Raw genomic sequence first — 16096 nt, forward strand, 5'->3', positions numbered from 1 at the left:
ACCGACGAAACCGTCCTGCCCACCGAACTCACCGCATAGCCTCAAAACGAGATCACCGAGTGGCCGTCGATACACCACTCCAGCGGACGTGACCTTTTGAGTGCTTCGGCGGCGTGTGCTGGTGAGCCCATTCGACGGTGGAGTCCACCGAGACGTTCCAGTCGATGTCCGCATCTGCGTCGGACGAGACCAGAACGGCCGGGAGCTTCCAGTGCCAGGTCCCATCAACAGCCGATCGCCGCTGCGGACCGGCCGCAGGTCTCCCTCGTGGTGAGCCATGCCGCGGAAGTCGCTCAGAGCCTTCCGCCAGGCTCGGAGTCGGGCGGCTCATCGCCCGCGGTCACACGGAAGTACCGTCGACAGTACGAGCGCCACAGCTGCGATCAGCGCCGCTGCTGGCCGGACTGACCAGGCGACGGCGCTCGGACGGCGTCAGCGGCTCGGCGTTCCCAGAGTCTCGTCGGCCGTCGCGAAGCGGTGCTCCGTCTGCTTCAGCACGTCGTAGAGAGAGCCGAAGTACTCCGTCTCCGCCGTTCCGTTGAGCACCGCCAGCAAGAAGGCCGAGCACCCCATGTCGTGGTGCTCCCACAAGGGGCCACGCCCCTCGTTGTAGAGCACGGTCCATTCGTCGGGATGCCGGCCGGGCCTCGCCAGCCAGTACAGGAACGCCCCGGTGCCCTCCTCGAATGCCCACGGCAGGACCCGCGCCCCCATCTCCAGCAGACCGGCGGGCTTCGCCTCGAACTCCCACAGGCCTGCCAAGATCTCATCCCGTTCCGTCGTCTGCGCGTGCAGGTCACATTCGCTGTAGGCGGAGTCGGGGACGAGCAGCCAGATCGTGTCGTCGAAGATGCCGTCGCCGTATGTCTCGACGAGCCGCTTGTAGTCACTGGGCAGAGCCGTACCCATGGCGCGCTCTGCCCGGGCCCAGTCCACCGCGGGCGGCGGTTCGACCGGCGGCGGACAGAGTCGGACGAGGGCATCGGGGGAATCGGCAGCGATCACGGAACGGACGCTACCGGCATCCCAGCTGACGTCCGCAAGGGGGTGGCCGGGGCGGCGATGAACACTGGCGTGTCCGTGAAGCCGAAGCCGAACGGATTGCGGAGGAGTACCAGTACCAGGCCGCGGCGATCAGCATGCCGGCCAGGTCCGCTTCCTCCTCGACGGCCACCACAAACCGGAGGCTGTTGCCGCAGCTGGCCGGATGGTGCGGCTCCCCTCGTTCCTGATCCCCCGGGCGCTGTGGAGGACAGCAAAGGAGCGGCCGGTGGCCAACCGTTCACGTCGGAGCGTCGCATCCCGCCACAGTGCAGGGTCGGTCAGGTGGCCCCGGTAAGGAGTGGGCTGGGGATTAGGGCGGGCCTTCCCACGGCCCTCGGTGGGGCTTTCGGTCTGACTCCGCCTGCCGACGCAACGGCCTGCTACGCAAGGGCCTTTGACGCGGTACGGGAACGGCGGCGCACCTTCGTCACCCACAGCACCGCGAGCTGGACGATCGGCGCGCTGCCGACGTCGTACGCGAGCTGCACGCGAGGCGAGAAGGGGCTGGCCCCGGGCCGGCCCGTGAGGGACGGCCCGGGGCCTCCTGGCGCGCCCCGCTCCCCCGCCGGCGGCCGCTACATGGCCGCTACGAGGATCTGGCAGAACTACCACTGCCCGGTGGGCGGGGCCAGGACCTTGCGCCAGGAATCCCTGGTCTGGTGGGTCTACAAGGCGTCGGCTAGTTCTTCGATCCGGTCCGCCAGGTGCTGGGCGGGGCGCAGGACCCGGCTGTGGCCGGATTCCTCGACGGCGTCGACCTTGAGCCGCTGTACGGCGGCGCGTAGGGCTTCGTGCCGGGCTGGTGAGCGGCGGGCGGGTGTGCGGGGGACGACGGGGCTCTCCGCGGTGGCCGCCTGCAGGGCCCAGTGGTCGGCGTCGCGCAGTTCGCCGCGGGCCAGGTGGTAGAGGTGCAGGCACTGGGCGGCGACGGCGTTGCCGGCGCCGGCGGCGAATCCCCACCAGAACCTCGCGCCCTCGCGCTCGTCGACGAGGAAGAGCAGGCAGGCGAAGCGCAGCGCTCCGTCGTCGTCGATGCCCTCGTGGGCAAGCTGGGCCACGCGTTCGGCCGCGTCACGGTGGCGTAGGAGGTGGGCGGAGAGGGTGGTGAGCCTGCGGTCGGCCTGGTCGTGCAGGGTGGGGAAGTGGCCGGCCGGTGCGGGCCGAGAGCCGAACATCAGGGTCGCGGTGACGTCGCGGACGATCTCCTGTTTGAGGTCCGCGAGGTCCTCGTCGGTGAACGGGTCGGGGCATTCGGCACCGGCCAGGACGTCATGGATGCTGCGCACGTGTTACTCCTTCTCGATCTCGTCGGCAGCCGGTTCCAGGGACAGACCGAGCTTGATGGCGATGCGTTCACGGGCCAGACGCCGGTGTGAGCGGACGGTGTCGGGTTTGATGCCCATGATGCTGGCGACCCGGGCCGAGGAATAGCCCAGGACGTAGTGCATGACGACGACGTCGAACTGCCGCTCGGGCAGGCCGGCTATGGCGGTGTAGAGGCCGAGGGCGGACTCCATCACCGCGAACTGGCGCCGTATCACTTCCAGGGTGGCGCGGGCGGCCTGCTCGAAGGCGGCCGTCTGCACCATCTTCGAGGGCTGGCCCGTCAGCCGCAGGTGGGTCTCCACCCGCTGCTTGAGCAGCTTCCAGGCGTACGCCTCGGGGGCCTCCTCCTTGAGGACGTTCGCCCAGTTCAAGGTGAGGTGGGAGTAGCAGCGGCGCACCACCGCCTTGGCGGCCTGTTTGTCGCCGAGCATGGTGTGGGCGTAGCGCAGGTGCGGGCGGGCGTAGAGGTCGTAGAACGCCTCCTGGTCCGGTGTCATCTCGTACTCGATGCCCTCAAGGTGGTGGAGTTCCTCCAGGAAATGACGCTCTACCCGGAGGCCGGTCCCGGGCTGAGCGTCCTGCGTCCCGCTGGGCGTGTCCGGCTCCTCGGGCGGCAGCATGCTGCTCATGGGTTTCACACCTCCCCGCGGCGGGAGACGGGTGGCGGCACCGCGGAGGTGGCGCCGACTTCCTGATCCTCGGCCAGAAGTTCGGCTGCACCGATCCGTACCCCGGCGCTCAGCAAGCGCCGTGTCAGGGCGCGCGCGTCGGGAGCGAAGACGCGCAGGGCGGTGACTAACACCAGCGCGATGTGAAGATCGTGAACGGTCACGGTTCCTGTTCCTTGGGGTCATGACGCGACACCTCCCCCCTTCCAGAGGCGCCGGAGAGCTCGGCGCCCTCAACCGCAGCTTTTCGAATCAGCACGGCCAAACGCGTACTGAGGACTCACCATTTTTGACCGGTAGCGACCATGTGATCACTCAAAGGCGTAGACCACTCCATGGAGTTATCCGATGATCGCTGAGGGCTAGACCCCCCACCTGGGGAAACGGGTAGAGGGGGCGCCCGTGACTTCGCAGGCGGCCGCACTTCACGGTCACGCAGATCTCGACAGAGTGATCCACATCACAATCCATGGGTAGACCCTCACGCTTCGACGTCATCCTCCAGGGCGCGTACGCGATGCCTCAGGCGGCAGTCGGGCGGGGTCACCCGGCTCCGGAGTGCAGGGGACGCGCTCCGGAATGCAGGGGACGCGTCGGGTTGTTGCCAGCGCTCCGCTCCTACGGTTCACCCTGTTCTTCCAGTCGCTCCACTGCACGAGTGGCTCGCTCGGCAACCCCCCGCGCCTCCTCCAGGGCGCGCTCCGCTGCCCTCACCGCCCCACGGGCCTCCGCCACGGCGGCTCCGGTCTCGGTCACCGCCTGCCGGGCCGCCTGGAGTTCGTGCTCCAGGCTGCGAACCCGCTCGGCAGCCTCCTCGGCCTTCGCCGCCACGCGCCCCTGAACGTCCCGCGCCTCGCCGAGCTCCTGCTCGCACCGGGCCACCTCGCCATTGGCTTCCTCCGCCGCCGTACGGGCTCGCTCGAGGTCGCGGAGCCGCTCCGTCCCGCGTCCGGACTTCGTGTTCGGCGCGCGCCGTTCGTCCGGCGCCGGGCGGGAAGGAGCCGCCTCCGGAGCGACCACAGCGAAGTCAACCGCGGCCTCCGGCACCTTCACGAGCCGGCCCTTCGACCACTCCTCGGCGACATCCGGGTCGGCGAGCACGCCGTGGAGGCTCTGCTCGATCTCGCGCAGCACCGTGTCGCTCACCGGCTGACCCGCCTCCTGGGCCAGGGCGGCGGCGTTGTGGGCGAGCGCGGTGATGAGCTGGCTCTTCCGCCGGCTCGCCGTACGCAGTTGCTCGGCGTCGAGCGTCCGGTGGGCTACGCGAAGCGTCTCCCCCAGCGCCAGGAACTGTGCGGCCTCCTCGGGCCGCTGACGAGCCAGGAGATTCGCGGCCCATGCCGCGAGCGCAGGTCGGCGCAGTGCGGCGACCGCCTTCGCCGCCGCGGAATCCTTCACCTTGCGGGCCTCGGCGACGTACGCATCCCGTGACGCGACGAACTCCGTCGGCTTCAGCGCGTACAGCTCCTCGGCGATCTGCTCGACATCCACATCCCCCACTGTGCGCCGTACCGCCAGACCATGGCGCCCAGGCCGGCACCGACTCCGCCAGATGCCCGGCCAGGTCACCCGCGCGGGACCCGCCTCAGGACGCTCCAGGCCGGCCGAGTGGAGGTGAACGTGAACTGGACCGTGCGCGCACATGCAAAGCACTCCCCTTCCCTCCCCCGGCTGGTGTACCGGCTGGCGCGCAACCTGGACGCTCGTCCCTTCGTGCGTCTCGGGGTCGTGGGTGAACAGGTGACGGCCCGAGGGGAACCCGCGCCGGTCCGTCGGCCCGCCCGTCCGCCCGTCCGCCGGTCACGCGGCCTTGGCAGTCCTGTAGGCCGCAACCCCAGCCTGGCGTAGCCACACCGAGAGCCGCCGACCCGGGTCACGGCCGCACGGGAGATGATGTCGAACGAAACACGGAACACGGAACACAAGATCAGGAGCTTTCATGGCGAAGCGGGTTCACCAACCCCGTGAGGACGCAGAGTTCGATTTCATCCTCAAAATGAGCAACGTCCCTGTCCTCGCCTACTTCACCGGCACATGGCCCAAGGCAATCGAACCGTGCCGGGCAATGGACCTCATCGTGGGTGGCATCGCCGACGAGTACGTCGACCGCCTGACCACCGTCCGCGCCGACATTACGCGCTGCCCGGACGCGACCCAGCGATACGGCATCACGGGTGCCCCGTCCTACGTCCTGCTGAAGAACGGAGAAGCCGTGGCGCAGGGCGCAGGCCCCATGACCACCACCGAGATCCGAGAGCTCCTGGACGGGCACCTCTGATACCCCGCACCACCGCAACAGCCAGGTTCGCCCACCTGCTCAAAGCCGCACGCGGCAAACGACTTCCAGGTGTGGCGTTGAAGGGGGACTGGGGTTCCCCTACCGTCGTCCGCCATCGGCATCCGCTGAGTAAGGCAGCAGCCTTCACTGACGGGGTACACATGGAGCTGCTCCAGGAGCGCGCCGATGACTGGCGGCTCTGGTCGTTGGAAGGGCAGACCTCGATCGATGAGGGGAGCCTCATCGAGCTGGTGGAAGTCACTGGCCACCCGGTCCTTGCCGGATTCGTCATGGACAGTGACTGCCTTGTTCTGGAAGGCCGAACCAGGGACCAGGAAACGTGGCGCGCATGTCTGGATCGGACAGCTACGTCCGCCTACATGGCGGAGGACGGCCAATCCGTCGACGATTGGTTCCCGGGGCCGGAGGTAGCTACGGAGCGTGCTGTGGCCTGGGCACGAGCGGCTGGCCTGACCCCCACGCCCAAGGCGATCGCCGATGTCCTGTCGAAGCGGTCCGCCCCGTTCGTGGAGGATCTGTTCCAGGAATTCCTGGACGGGCTTGGGCATCGAGCTCTGAACTGCCGCGGGCGAAGCGTGCCAATCACAGCCACTCGTTGATGGCCGCTACGAGGACAGTGGCCTCGTAGCGGACCGCGAGCTTGTCGTACCGGGTGGCGACGGCGCGGTGTCTCTTCAGACGGTTGATCCCGCACTCCGTGAGAGCCTCGCTTCCTGCGGTTACGCGCCTGGTCGGCCTTGTCGGCCTTGTCGGAGATGGTGCGGCGGATCCCGCGCCGGCAGAGGTAGGCGCGGTTGCGGAAGACGTACGCCTTGTCGGCCCGGACGCGATCGGGGCGGACGCGCGGCCGGCCCAGCCCATGATCACGAGGTTCGGTCCGCCACGAAACGCCGGTCCCGACCCGAAACCACATGCCGTCGATCAGCCGCCGCCGCGGCCAGACCAGCGGCCGCCCCGCCTGCATTGCTTTCGGCAACAACGATTCCAACTTCGCCCGCTGTTCGTCCGTAGGATCTCCACGACCCCTGAACCGTGATCATCCAGCGTTCATAACCCACTTTTGATACACGGCCGGACCTTTCGTCAAATTGCCACGCCCACGTCAGGAGCGAGGTCACGACTGCTGATAGAACTGGGGCGTGCCCGCTCCGGAGCCGGCACGGATGAATCTCTTGCCCGGCACCCTCGCCCTCTCTCCGCCCCGGCCCGCACCACGGAGCCCGCTTTGCCCCTAAGGACAGGTACTACCCGCCTGATATCCCTGCTCATGGCGACCGTGCTCGCGGCCGCAACGCTCACGGGCTGCACGCTGCTGGAACTCGCCAAGGACTGCGAGGGGACCGACGATCGGGTGAAGGAGACGGCGGCGCTCGACATCCTCAACTCCCGGCCCGACGGGGCCGCCGTCGCCCGGGGTTTCGAGGAAGTGGATGCCGGCTGCTGGGCGGACAGCGGCGATGTGATGGTGTACGCCGGCCGGACGTACACCTTCCCCGGCACACAGGCCGAAGTCACCGCGCACTACCGGACGGCGGCGGTACGGGACGGATGGAATCCGGACCCCGAAGCCTTGCCCGGCGACCTGTGCTTCACCAGAGAGGGCATGGCCCTGTCGATCGTCTTCCTCAACGCCGAGCGCCTCGCGGAGGCCGGTCACGGAAGCCGCCCCGACCCCACCACCGGGGCCGGCTACTCGGCCAGCATCGACTCGTACGTGAACAGCGGCGCCGAGGCCAGTTGCTAGGTTCTGTCGTCTATGTGATCTCGGCTGGTGGACGATGGTCGGGTGATACGCCGTCATCCGGGCACACCAGCACGCAGCCGGCGCCCGAAAAGGGGCACCGCAACCCGGAGCTCGGACGTCGTAGCGGCGGTCTGACAAGCAAAATTCTTCTGGCCTGCGACGACCTGGCCCGCCCGCTCGTTCTGGTAGTCACGGGTGGGAAACCGGGGTGGCCACCCGCCTGCCTTCGACCAGCACCCGGCGTGACGAACAGATTGGGCCAGTCACCGCTGTCAGTCACCGCCACCACCGCCTCCGCCGAAATCACCTCCGTCCGCACCACTGTCAGTGCCGTGACCGCGGTCGTCGTCGAGGGCTTTGCCCATGCGGATCAGGGTGCGCCCGAGGTCGTCAGGTACAGGGTGGGCGCCGAGCGGCCCACGTCTGGCAGAGCCAGGAACGAGTGCGGCGGGGCCGTGAAGCGCGTACGCGGGCACCTGTCCCGCCGAGGCCGCGGCCGCGAGAGATCGCCGTCCGGCTCGGGTGGGCTTTCGTCGCCAGCGGCGGACCAGGCCCCCCGAGATGAGGCGGTGAGCGAGTTCGTTGACCTCGGAGGATTGTCTGACGGCCTCGACTACCTCCCGAACCGGCTTGCTACGCGGGCAGGCGACGATGACGGCGAGCTCCACTGGGTGTTCGGGGGCGTTCCTCGCCGATGACGCGCAGGCGGGCTGCCCCCCAGGGATAGCGTCCCGCGCTCGGTGAGGGATACGACCGCACTCTCCGCGACCCGTAGACCTCCGCCGGCAAGGTAGGCGTACTGGTACAGGTCCAGCTCCTCGCCGCCGCTGTCCGCGCCTCCGCGCCGGAACGTCCGCGTCATCCCATGTCCCCCTCTGTCTCACATACCGTTCCGCCAGACGGCCGTCCCCCACACGATCGCGCCGACACTGCCGCTCCGGCGAGCCTTCAACCACGTTCAGAGCTTCTTCTGAGCTTCAAGACGCCAGAACAGCGGCCTCCGAGCCAGGAATCAGACTGGACTCGTCATCGAAACCCGCTGGTTCTTCCACCGCCGACAACGGCAGCCGCTTCGTGCGCGGTAACTTCGACGGCCCATACGCCACTTCATCCTCGACGAGTGCACCCAATGAGTCTCTGATCAATAGGGCGGCCACAAGACCGTCCTCGCTTTGTTCACAAGATTCAGGTTCTGGCACGGATCTTGGGGATCGGTCACAGAAAGTGACAGCTTCATTCGATTGGGGGGAGGGGCAGCGACCCCGGGAAGCGTCAGCGCTCACGAATTCTGATCACCAACCCCTGCTCAGCGAGCGGGATACCCTTCGACCCGCGGCGATAGCGGTCGCACACCCGGTGCGAGAAGCGGTCTCTCTTCGCCGGCCACCCGGCCCCGCGCCAGCACCTCGACGGACCGAGCAAGTCGGTCACCGCCTCGACGTCCCCGTCGTCGATCCCGTCGCACACGAGTGAGTCCCAGAACGATGCGTTGGCATGCCGGGCGGCGCACCGGTTCTGTCGCTGTCTCGTGGTGGAGCAAGTTGGGCCCGTCGCTAAACGCCTCGACATCGGTCGTGGTGGTCGGGGAAGCTTCGCCCGATGATCAGAATCGACGACACGCCGCCTGCGTGGGACGAGCGCACTCAGCTCACCACGTTTCTCGACTACGCGCGCGACACCGCCCGCGCCAAGTGTGCTGGCCTCTCTGCGGAGAACGCTCGCAGGGCGCTCCTTCCGGGCTCACCGCTGATGACCATGAGCGGAGTCATCAACCACCTTCGTTGGGTCGAGTACTACTGGTTTCAGGCGGTCTTTCTCGGCGAGGAGGACCAGGGGCCCTGGACCGATGAGGACCCCGACCGCGAGATGCGCATCGCCGTCGACTTCCCGCTCACGCAGTTGCTCGATGAATACGCGGAACAGAGCGCCCGCTACCGTGAACTGGTCGCCGGGAACGACCTGGGCAAGCGGGCCCAGCGGGCCATCCGCGACGGTCTCCATGTTGACCTGCGCTGGATCCTCCTTCACCTCACCGAGGAGACGGCCCGGCACAACGGGCACCTGGACATCCTGCGCGAGACGCTCGACGGCACGACCGGAAACTGAAGCGGGTTGCAGAAGGTTGGTGTTGATGTGTGTGCCGTCGGCAAGCACGGTCGTACCGTCGCGGGCGAAATACCAGAAGCGTGGTACAGCGCCAGAACCTTCTATCGATGGCTGACCTGGGAAGGCCGGCCCTATGAGGAACGCGTCGTACTGTTCCGGGCACGGTCCCTCGACGAGGCCATCGAACTGGCCGAGCGGGAGTCGACCGAGTACGCCGGGGAGAGCGACTTCGAAGTCCTCGACATGGTGCAGGTCTACCGGGTCTCCGACGGCTACGAAGGAAGTGCACGCAGGTATGGAGGTCTTCTCCAAGCTGCATGCGCTCGACCTCCCGGCGAACGAGTTCCTCGACCCTTACGACTCGGGACCGGCGCACACGCACATCAGTGAGTGAGTTACTGAGCCTTTTCCAACCTCACGCTGACGCGTGGTGAAGGACGAGGACCGCCTGGACGATCGCTGTGATGCGGTTGGTGCTGCAGCGGATCTTGGCGTGCGTGCTGTTGTGGCGGCGCTGCCATGGTTTGAGGCGACGGCTGCGGAAGGGCACCCGGATGGAGCTGCCGGCGCCCTGGTATGCCTTGTCGGCCCAGCACTTGAGGCCTGCGTCGGTGAGTGCTTCGACGATGCCGTGGGTGCGGGCGGCGGTCAGGTCGTGGGTGGAGCCGGGCAGGACGGGCGAGGCCCACAGCAGGCGGCCGAACGGGCCGGTGAGGACTTGGGCGTTCATGCCGTGACGTTTGTGTTTGCCCGAGTAGTACGGGGTGTCGGCGGCGATCCGGTCGATCGGCAGCAGGGTGCCGTCCAGGATCACGAACGCCTTGGTCCGCGCGATGCACATCGCCTCGGCCAGGGTGGGCGCGAGGGCGGCCAGCACGTCGACGGCTTCGTGTATGTAGCGGTATGCGGTCGCGATGCCGATACCGAACCCGGCGGCGAGTTGGGTGTAGGTGTCACCACAGCGCAGATGGGCCAGGGCGAGCAGAGCCTGACGGCCGGCGGTCGGACGCCGCCACCGGGTCCCGCTCTCCCCTTGCCACACAGCGAGTCGCCCCGTCAGGTACCGCAGGGTGCGACTGGACAGGTCGATCGATGACGGGTAGGCAAGCACACGAAGCTCCAGGTAGCTGCGGGCGATCTTGGTCGAGAACCCGTCTACCAGGTGCTTCGTCGTCCCGCAGTTCCGTCCAACACGTGTGACTGCGCGCTTCAGTTGGCCGGTTGGGCGTTGACCGGGCAGGTGCGCCGTATCCCGTGCGGGCGTCGTCCCCGTTCTACTCCACCGGCTCGCACCAGGCGGCGACGAGATCGTGGAAGTGCGAGAAACGCGTGCCGGGAACAGTCTCACCACTGAACGTCTCGCTGTTGAGCCAGCAGATGTCGAAAATGTTGGTTTCGGTGTCGAGGAGGCAGCACACACCACCGGTGGTGGCGGTGAGGTCGGTGAACACCTTCCTGACGCTCGCGGACTGCACGAACATACGGCTCATGCTCGAGGTAGCGGCTGTAAACTGCAGCGACGCGAAGTTCGGGTGCCACGCGGGGGAGAACCTGACTGTCAGGTAGATGTACCCGACCGACACCCGTCCCTGCTCGTCGACCCTGTCGGAATCGCGGAGGAAGAACTCGCGCACCGCGTCGTCGACGCCGACGACGATCGAGGTGTCCAGTTCGAGCGAGCCGCCTGCTGAACAGTCGACCGGTTCGCTCTTGAACTTCGAGGTGAACGGCACGATCAACTGCTCTCCGCCCGGCAGGGTCACCGGGAGCGGCGGCGTCTCGCGGCCTTGGGGGGCGAGCTCGGCCAGCCGGGTCAGTGCTCTCGCAACGTTCCGAGAGGGCATGAAGATCTCATAGCTGTAGTCCAGCCCCATACCGCCCCCTCCCCTGTCCTGAACCGTCATCCTGTCATGATCGGGATCGATCGCCCAGGTCGATTCCACCGTGGCTGGCTTCGTCCGGACGCAGTTGGCAACGTAGGTGAACATCGGCGCGTCTCCGAGGAGGTCAGCTCCGAGCGGAAGGGCTTCCGCCCACTGCTCAGCCGGGAACCGGCAGCGGATGAAGACGCCGATCTGACGCGGCTCCACCTGCCGTTCCAAAGCGCGACCTGACTGACGAAGCACCACCGCGAGCCGAACGCTCAGGCACAACACCCGGCTACCGCCGTCAGGTTGGAAATGGCTCACTGGCCTCGTCGGCGACCTCCGCTTGACGTAGCGAAGCGGCGATCACGAGTGGGAGAACACGGCCACGTCGTAGCGTTCAAGGACTGGCCGAGGCTTCGTCAGTGCCTCGCCAGCGGAGGATCTCCGTGCCGATGCCGACGACGGGACGGTCACGAACCGGAGATCCCCCTCCCCTTCGGCACGGCCGGCGAGGAGTGGTTGGCGATCGGTTCACGACCCTGCCGACCGCAGGGTGTCGGGTTCATGCGAGCAGTCCGCCCGACGTGCATATGGGCGCGAGCGAGTCAGTGGCGGGGCAGGCGGGTTGCGGCACTGGAGGCGGTGGCTTTGACCGGCGGGGATCCCTCATCTCGCCGCGCCGTCCCCGTCGTCCACGGCCGAGAGCTCCGCGATCAGGTCCGCGTCGCGCATGCCAGGCAGGGAGTACCCCTCGGCCTCGTCCCACGGGACGTCGAGGTCGTCCAGGTGTACGCGCCACTCGGCGCCCGGCAAGGTACGGCGCAACGCCGTTACGGAGTCGAGCACATGGGCGATCACCGGCAACAGGCGGCCGGGTTTGTGCGGCATCTTGGTGGACCCGGCGACGAGCTCTTCGCACTCCGGCGGGGCGGTGTCGTACAGGTACAGGGATTCCTCGTCTTCGTACGGGAACGACGCCATGTGGGCGGCGACGACGCGCGCGACGGAAGCCGACTCAGCGTCCGTCATCGGAGTCGTACGGCGGGCGCTGTAGTAGAGAGAAACGCTCATAGTGGGAGCGTAGGGCCGGGGTCTGACAGCCGGGCCTACCGCCGGAATCGGCCTCCGGTCCGGCACCCCCGCTGTCATGGGCGGGTGAGATCCTCCGCCTGTGCTGATAGAGGGATTCGAGAACGCTCCGGTCGTAGCCGGGGAAGAGCTGCTGGCGATGCCGGGGTTCTGGGCGGCTTACCTGATGTGGCTGAGCCGGACGGAGGAGGACGACGACACCACTCCGGAGTGGTTCGGTGTCGACGGGGCCGATGCCGATGCGGCCTGGGAGGCGCTGAGCGACGAGGACCGGTGGCCTGTGTTCCGGATCCCGTTCGCGGGTCGTCACTCCGTGACGGTCCTCGGCTGCAACATGCCCGATGACCCGGCAACGGAGTATCTCATCACCCATCCCGCGTGGGGCAGGCACGGCCACCTGGCCACCGTGGGCGGCCACCAGGCCGGCCCGGGACTCTCCTGGCGGGAGCTCCACCACATCGCGCGCACACCCGACCTCGAGGTCCCGGGGGTCCACTCCTCGTACGCCCGCCTCCTGCTGCTGCTTCCCGCTCTCGGTGACCGCGATCTACCCGAGGTCGCCAGGGACGTCCTCGGCAACGCGTTGGTGCTCGGGGGCGTCCCCGCGGCGCTGGCACCGCATCTCGCGGGAGCGCTTCTCACCGACCATCCCTTGTGGGAGCCGGCTGAGTGGGCGCTCGCTGCTGCCTCCCCGCTCTCGGGCAGCCAGGAACCCTTCAGGGGCATCCTGCACTGCGACGGGTTCATGAGCCCGCGGTGCGGGACCACCATCGCCCCGGGCATCACTCGGGATCAAAGTGACCGACTGGCTCGGTCGTTGGGCACGTGGCCTGCGTGAACAGCACGGCCGCGGATCGGGAGCCGGTGTCGTCGGGCGGCCTGGGCAACCGGTCCTTGCCCGGTCGGGTCGGGAGTCGCGATCGGTTGTCAGTGGTGGGTGAGACGGTAGGTGCACCGAGATGGAAACGAGGGGGAGTTGTCATGTCCGGTGCCCAGAATTACATCAACCACGTCGCTCTTGTGCTGGATGCCAGTTCTTCGATGTCGCATCTCAGCCGCAAGGTCGTCGAAGTCGCCGACCAGCAGATCGCGTACCTTGCCCGGCGGTCGAGGGAACTGGACCAGGAGACCCGCGTCACGGTGTACGTCTTCGCCGACACGGTGGAGTGCGTCATCTACGACAAGGACGTGCTGCGGATGCCGTCGCTGAAGCAGCTGTACCGGGTCGGTGGAATGACGGCGCTGCTGGCGGCCTCGCTGAAGTCGCAGCGGGAGCTGGCACAGACCGCTCAGCTGTACGGGGACCACAGCTTCCTGACGTTCGTGCTCACCGACGGGCAGGAGAACGCGAGCCACCGCTGCCCCGGTGCCCCCGCCCGGAACCCGCGCGAGCTCGTCGCGGCCGTCGCCCAGATGATCGCGACACAGGAGGACAACTGGACCCTGGCCGTTCTCGTGCCGGACCAGATGGGCCGGCGTGAGGCCATGCAGTGCGGTTTCCCCAAGGAGAACATCGCCATCTGGGACGCCACCAGCACGCAGGGCCTGGAGGAGGCCGGACATGTCATCCAGCAGGCCACCGAGAAGTTCATGGTGGGCCGCGCGCAGGGTATCCGCGGTTCGCGGGCGGTGTTCTCCACGGGGGCGGAAGCGGTCAACAAGGACACCATCGAGGCGGCCGGCCTCACCCCGGTGAAGCCCTCGGAGTACCAGGTCATCCCGGTGGCCCGGGACGTGGCGATCAGGGACTGGGTCATTGAGTCCGGGCACACCTACCGCACCGGTTGCGCGTTCTACCAGCTGAGCAAGCCGGAGAAGATCCAGGCACAGAAGCAGATCGCGGTACTGGAGAAGACGACGGACCGGGTCTACACCGGGCCGGAAGCCCGAGCTCTGATCGGGCTTCCGGATGTGGAGACGCGCGTCAAACCCGACCACAACGCCGACTTCACCATCTTCGTGCAGAGCACCAGCGTGAACCGGAAGCTCGTCCCGCACACGCGGCTCCTGCTGATGATCTGACTCCTTGGAAGGTGTCCGTGGCCGACCGTTTCCGCTCGCGGCCTCCGGACGGAAAGCCGTTCGCCGGGATACGGTCGCACCCGGCCAATCGGGTGAAACCGGCCACCCTGGCGCAGCCGCCCTCTTGCGGCATGATGCTCGAGCACTCGCAGCCCCGGACCCGTGAGAAGGCTGTCACCCGGCTCGAAGCGAAAGAACGTCGTCGGGCATGGGTACGTCTGCGACGGGCGCGCGTTGCCGACCACCTCGGGGACATGGCCGGCAACGCGGCCGGTCAGTCCGGCCAGGTGCCCGTCACACGACGTATCGCTTCAGCCCCCGACCGGTCGACCGAGGCCTTTACCACGGCGAAGATCGCCCCCTGGATGGCTGCAGCAAGCAGGATCTGCTTCCAGGTCCGGTCCTCGTCGGTGGCGTCAGGAGCATCACCCTCGCCTTCGATGATCTTCCACGCCTGCTTGAAGGCGGCGCCTGCGACCACGCCGCTGAGGACGCCCAGGGCCTTCCCCACGGGCTTGTGGACGATCTTGGATGCCTTCATCGGCGGCGTCCCCGGCCGCGGCGGACCAACAGGACGACGGCTGCAGCGGCTCCGACCACCAGGAGCGTGGTGCGATTGGCGCGTGCGGCCGTCGCTGCTTGGCCGACTTTCTGCGGGAGCGGGTTGGGCGCCTTGTCCGCCACGTACTGGCCCGCCTTGGCCGCACTCCCCCGCACCTGCGCTGCCGCCTGCACGGTCTTCTCCAGGATCGGGTCCGGGGTCTTGTCCTTCACCGCGTGGGCGGCCTGCCCAGCCTTCTGGCGGATCTGCTCGGAGAGCAGCGCTGCCTTCTCGACTGCCTGGTTCTTGACGGCGGCTGTCTTCTCCTTGGTCTGGGCCTTGATGTCGGCCTTCGCGCGGTCGAGGGCATAGCCCTCGACCGCGGTCTGGAACGGCTCCGCGTCAAGCCGGTGCTGGACCGGCTGAACGCCGCCCCTCGTCGTACCACCGCCGCTCTCGTAGCGGCACTTCGACCCTACGTGACCGCCCATCGGCCCGCCCGATGAGCGGTCCGCTCCCCCAGCCGGTACGTCTCCACCGCCGTGCCGCCGAAGACCGCGGCCCGTTCGCCGGGGCTGAGCGCCTCCGTGAGCTTCTCCGCGGTGGCGAGCGTCCGGCCGTACGACACCGCCAGCGTGCACACCGGCCAGTCGGAGCCGAACATCAGGCGGCTCGGGCCGAAGGCGTTGAGCAGGGTGTCCGCGTACGGCCGCAGGTCCCGCACGGTCCAGCCATGCCAGTCGGCCTCGGTGTGCAGGCCGGAGAGCTTGCCGACCGTGTTCGGGAGGGCTGCGAAGGCGCGCAGGTCGGTCGCCCACGGTTCGAGTTCTCCGCTCGCCACGTGTGGTTTCGCCGCGTGATCGAGGACGAAGGTCAGCTCGGGCAGGTCTCTCGCGGCCGTCGTCGCGGCCGGCAGCTGGTGCGGGAGGATCACCAGGTCGTACGCGAGCCCGGCGTCGGCCACGGCGGTGAGGCCGCGGCGGACGGCGGGACGGAGCAGCCAAGCGGGGTCCGGTTCCGACTGGACCTGGTGGCGGATTCCCACGAGGTGCCGGCCACCCGGCAGGGCGCGCAGTGTGGCCAGGGTGGCGGCGGTCTCGGGGGACGTCAGGTCGGTCCAGCCGACGACACCGGCGATCAGGTCGCTGTCGCGGGCGGTGGCCAGCATCTCGGGTGTCTCCTCGGCGACGGTGACCGTCTGGACGAGGACGGTGGCCGTCACCCCCGCAGCGGCCGTCTCCGCGCTCAGGTCGCGCTCCGTGAAGGTGCGGCGCAGGGGCGCGAGGGCGGGTCCGGTGATCCAGTCCTGGTCGCGGACGGAGAGGTCCCAGAGGTGGTGGTGCGCGTCGACGACGTAGGGGCCGTCGTGGGCGATCGCCGTGGGGAGAG

Annotated in this window: 17 protein-coding genes and 1 pseudogene; 6 read left to right on the forward strand and 12 right to left on the reverse strand. The window is 68.1% G+C overall.

The window, feature by feature from the left end:
* Positions 1-432 precede the first annotated feature (432 nt).
* The 5 genes from ACWFR1_RS30175 to ACWFR1_RS30195 form a co-directional block, all read right to left on the reverse strand.
* Complete coding sequence (locus ACWFR1_RS30175) at positions 433-1005, reverse strand: hypothetical protein (protein WP_453556763.1); 573 nt, start codon at positions 1003-1005, stop codon at positions 433-435.
* Positions 1006-1709: 704 nt separating this feature from the next.
* On the reverse strand, positions 1710-2330 hold the full coding sequence (locus tag ACWFR1_RS30180) for a hypothetical protein (RefSeq protein WP_453556765.1): 621 nt from the start codon (positions 2328-2330) through the stop codon (positions 1710-1712).
* A 3-nt stretch (positions 2331-2333) separates the two neighbouring features.
* Positions 2334-2999: a sigma-70 family RNA polymerase sigma factor gene (locus ACWFR1_RS30185; RefSeq protein WP_453556767.1), complete on the reverse strand. Its 666-nt coding sequence runs from the start codon at positions 2997-2999 to the stop codon at positions 2334-2336.
* 5 nt (positions 3000-3004) lie between these two features.
* On the reverse strand, positions 3005-3202 hold the full coding sequence (locus ACWFR1_RS30190) for a hypothetical protein (protein WP_453556769.1): 198 nt from the start codon (positions 3200-3202) through the stop codon (positions 3005-3007).
* Between the two features lie 454 nt (positions 3203-3656).
* A complete protein-coding gene (locus ACWFR1_RS30195; protein ID WP_453556771.1) occupies positions 3657-4529 on the reverse strand; it encodes a hypothetical protein in 873 nt (290 codons plus the stop codon).
* Positions 4530-4977: 448 nt separating this feature from the next.
* Here ACWFR1_RS30195 and ACWFR1_RS30200 point away from each other — a divergent pair, with 448 nt between their 5' ends.
* Both ACWFR1_RS30200 and ACWFR1_RS30205 read left to right on the forward strand, forming a co-directional pair.
* Positions 4978-5316 carry a thioredoxin family protein gene (locus ACWFR1_RS30200; RefSeq protein WP_453556773.1) on the forward strand — a complete coding sequence of 113 codons (339 nt, stop codon included), beginning with the start codon at positions 4978-4980 and terminating at the stop codon, positions 5314-5316.
* A gap of 161 nt (positions 5317-5477) precedes the next feature.
* Entirely contained in the window at positions 5478-5936 is a 459-nt protein-coding gene (locus ACWFR1_RS30205; protein ID WP_453556775.1) for a hypothetical protein, read from the forward strand.
* Here ACWFR1_RS30205 and ACWFR1_RS30210 read toward each other — a convergent pair.
* A pseudogene (locus ACWFR1_RS30210) lies at positions 5920-6028 on the reverse strand (IS5 family transposase); the annotation flags it as partial. The gene ACWFR1_RS30205 and the pseudogene ACWFR1_RS30210 overlap by 17 nt on opposite strands.
* Positions 6029-6604: 576 nt before the next feature.
* On the opposite strand from ACWFR1_RS30210, the gene ACWFR1_RS30215 reads away from it, so the two are divergent.
* Positions 6605-7081 carry a hypothetical protein gene (locus ACWFR1_RS30215; protein ID WP_453556777.1) on the forward strand — a complete coding sequence of 159 codons (477 nt, stop codon included), beginning with the start codon at positions 6605-6607 and terminating at the stop codon, positions 7079-7081.
* Positions 7082-8680: 1599 nt separating this feature from the next.
* Positions 8681-9187: a DinB family protein gene (locus ACWFR1_RS30220; RefSeq protein WP_453556778.1), complete on the forward strand. Its 507-nt coding sequence runs from the start codon at positions 8681-8683 to the stop codon at positions 9185-9187.
* Between the two features lie 415 nt (positions 9188-9602).
* On the opposite strand, the gene ACWFR1_RS30225 is transcribed toward ACWFR1_RS30220, so the two are convergent.
* The 3 genes from ACWFR1_RS30225 to ACWFR1_RS30235 all read right to left on the reverse strand — a co-directional run bounded on the left by ACWFR1_RS30225 (position 9603) and on the right by ACWFR1_RS30235 (position 12126).
* Positions 9603-10298 carry a transposase family protein gene (locus tag ACWFR1_RS30225; protein WP_453556780.1) on the reverse strand — a complete coding sequence of 232 codons (696 nt, stop codon included), beginning with the start codon at positions 10296-10298 and terminating at the stop codon, positions 9603-9605.
* Between the two features lie 163 nt (positions 10299-10461).
* The gene (locus ACWFR1_RS30230) at positions 10462-11376 is read right to left on the reverse strand and encodes a hypothetical protein (protein WP_453556782.1); all 915 of its coding nucleotides are present in this window, start codon (positions 11374-11376) and stop codon (positions 10462-10464) included.
* A gap of 345 nt (positions 11377-11721) precedes the next feature.
* Positions 11722-12126: a hypothetical protein gene (locus tag ACWFR1_RS30235; protein ID WP_453556784.1), complete on the reverse strand. Its 405-nt coding sequence runs from the start codon at positions 12124-12126 to the stop codon at positions 11722-11724.
* A gap of 100 nt (positions 12127-12226) precedes the next feature.
* On the opposite strand from ACWFR1_RS30235, the gene ACWFR1_RS30240 reads away from it, so the two are divergent.
* A complete protein-coding gene (locus ACWFR1_RS30240) occupies positions 12227-12982 on the forward strand; it encodes a hypothetical protein (RefSeq protein WP_453556786.1) in 756 nt (251 codons plus the stop codon).
* Between the two features lie 143 nt (positions 12983-13125).
* Positions 13126-14166, forward strand: a complete 1041-nt coding sequence (locus ACWFR1_RS30245) for a vWA domain-containing protein (RefSeq protein ID WP_453556788.1) — start codon at positions 13126-13128, stop codon at positions 14164-14166.
* Between the two features lie 274 nt (positions 14167-14440).
* Here ACWFR1_RS30245 and ACWFR1_RS30250 read toward each other — a convergent pair whose 3' ends face one another.
* Genes ACWFR1_RS30250 through ACWFR1_RS30260 form a run of 3 tightly spaced genes read right to left on the reverse strand, consistent with a single transcriptional unit; the run spans position 14441 to position 16082 of the window.
* A complete protein-coding gene (locus ACWFR1_RS30250; RefSeq protein ID WP_453556790.1) occupies positions 14441-14707 on the reverse strand; it encodes a DUF4235 domain-containing protein in 267 nt (88 codons plus the stop codon).
* Positions 14704-15198 (reverse strand): DUF3618 domain-containing protein, encoded by a 495-nt coding sequence (locus ACWFR1_RS30255; protein ID WP_453556792.1) that lies wholly within the window; start codon positions 15196-15198, stop codon positions 14704-14706. The genes ACWFR1_RS30250 and ACWFR1_RS30255 overlap by 4 nt, the downstream gene beginning before the upstream one ends.
* Positions 15183-16082, reverse strand: coding sequence for an amidohydrolase family protein (locus tag ACWFR1_RS30260; protein ID WP_453556853.1), 900 nt, complete (start codon positions 16080-16082; stop codon positions 15183-15185). The genes ACWFR1_RS30255 and ACWFR1_RS30260 overlap by 16 nt, the downstream gene beginning before the upstream one ends.
* Positions 16083-16096: the final 14 nt, after the last annotated feature.

The organism is Streptomyces sp. NPDC055103 (assembly GCF_053607625.1).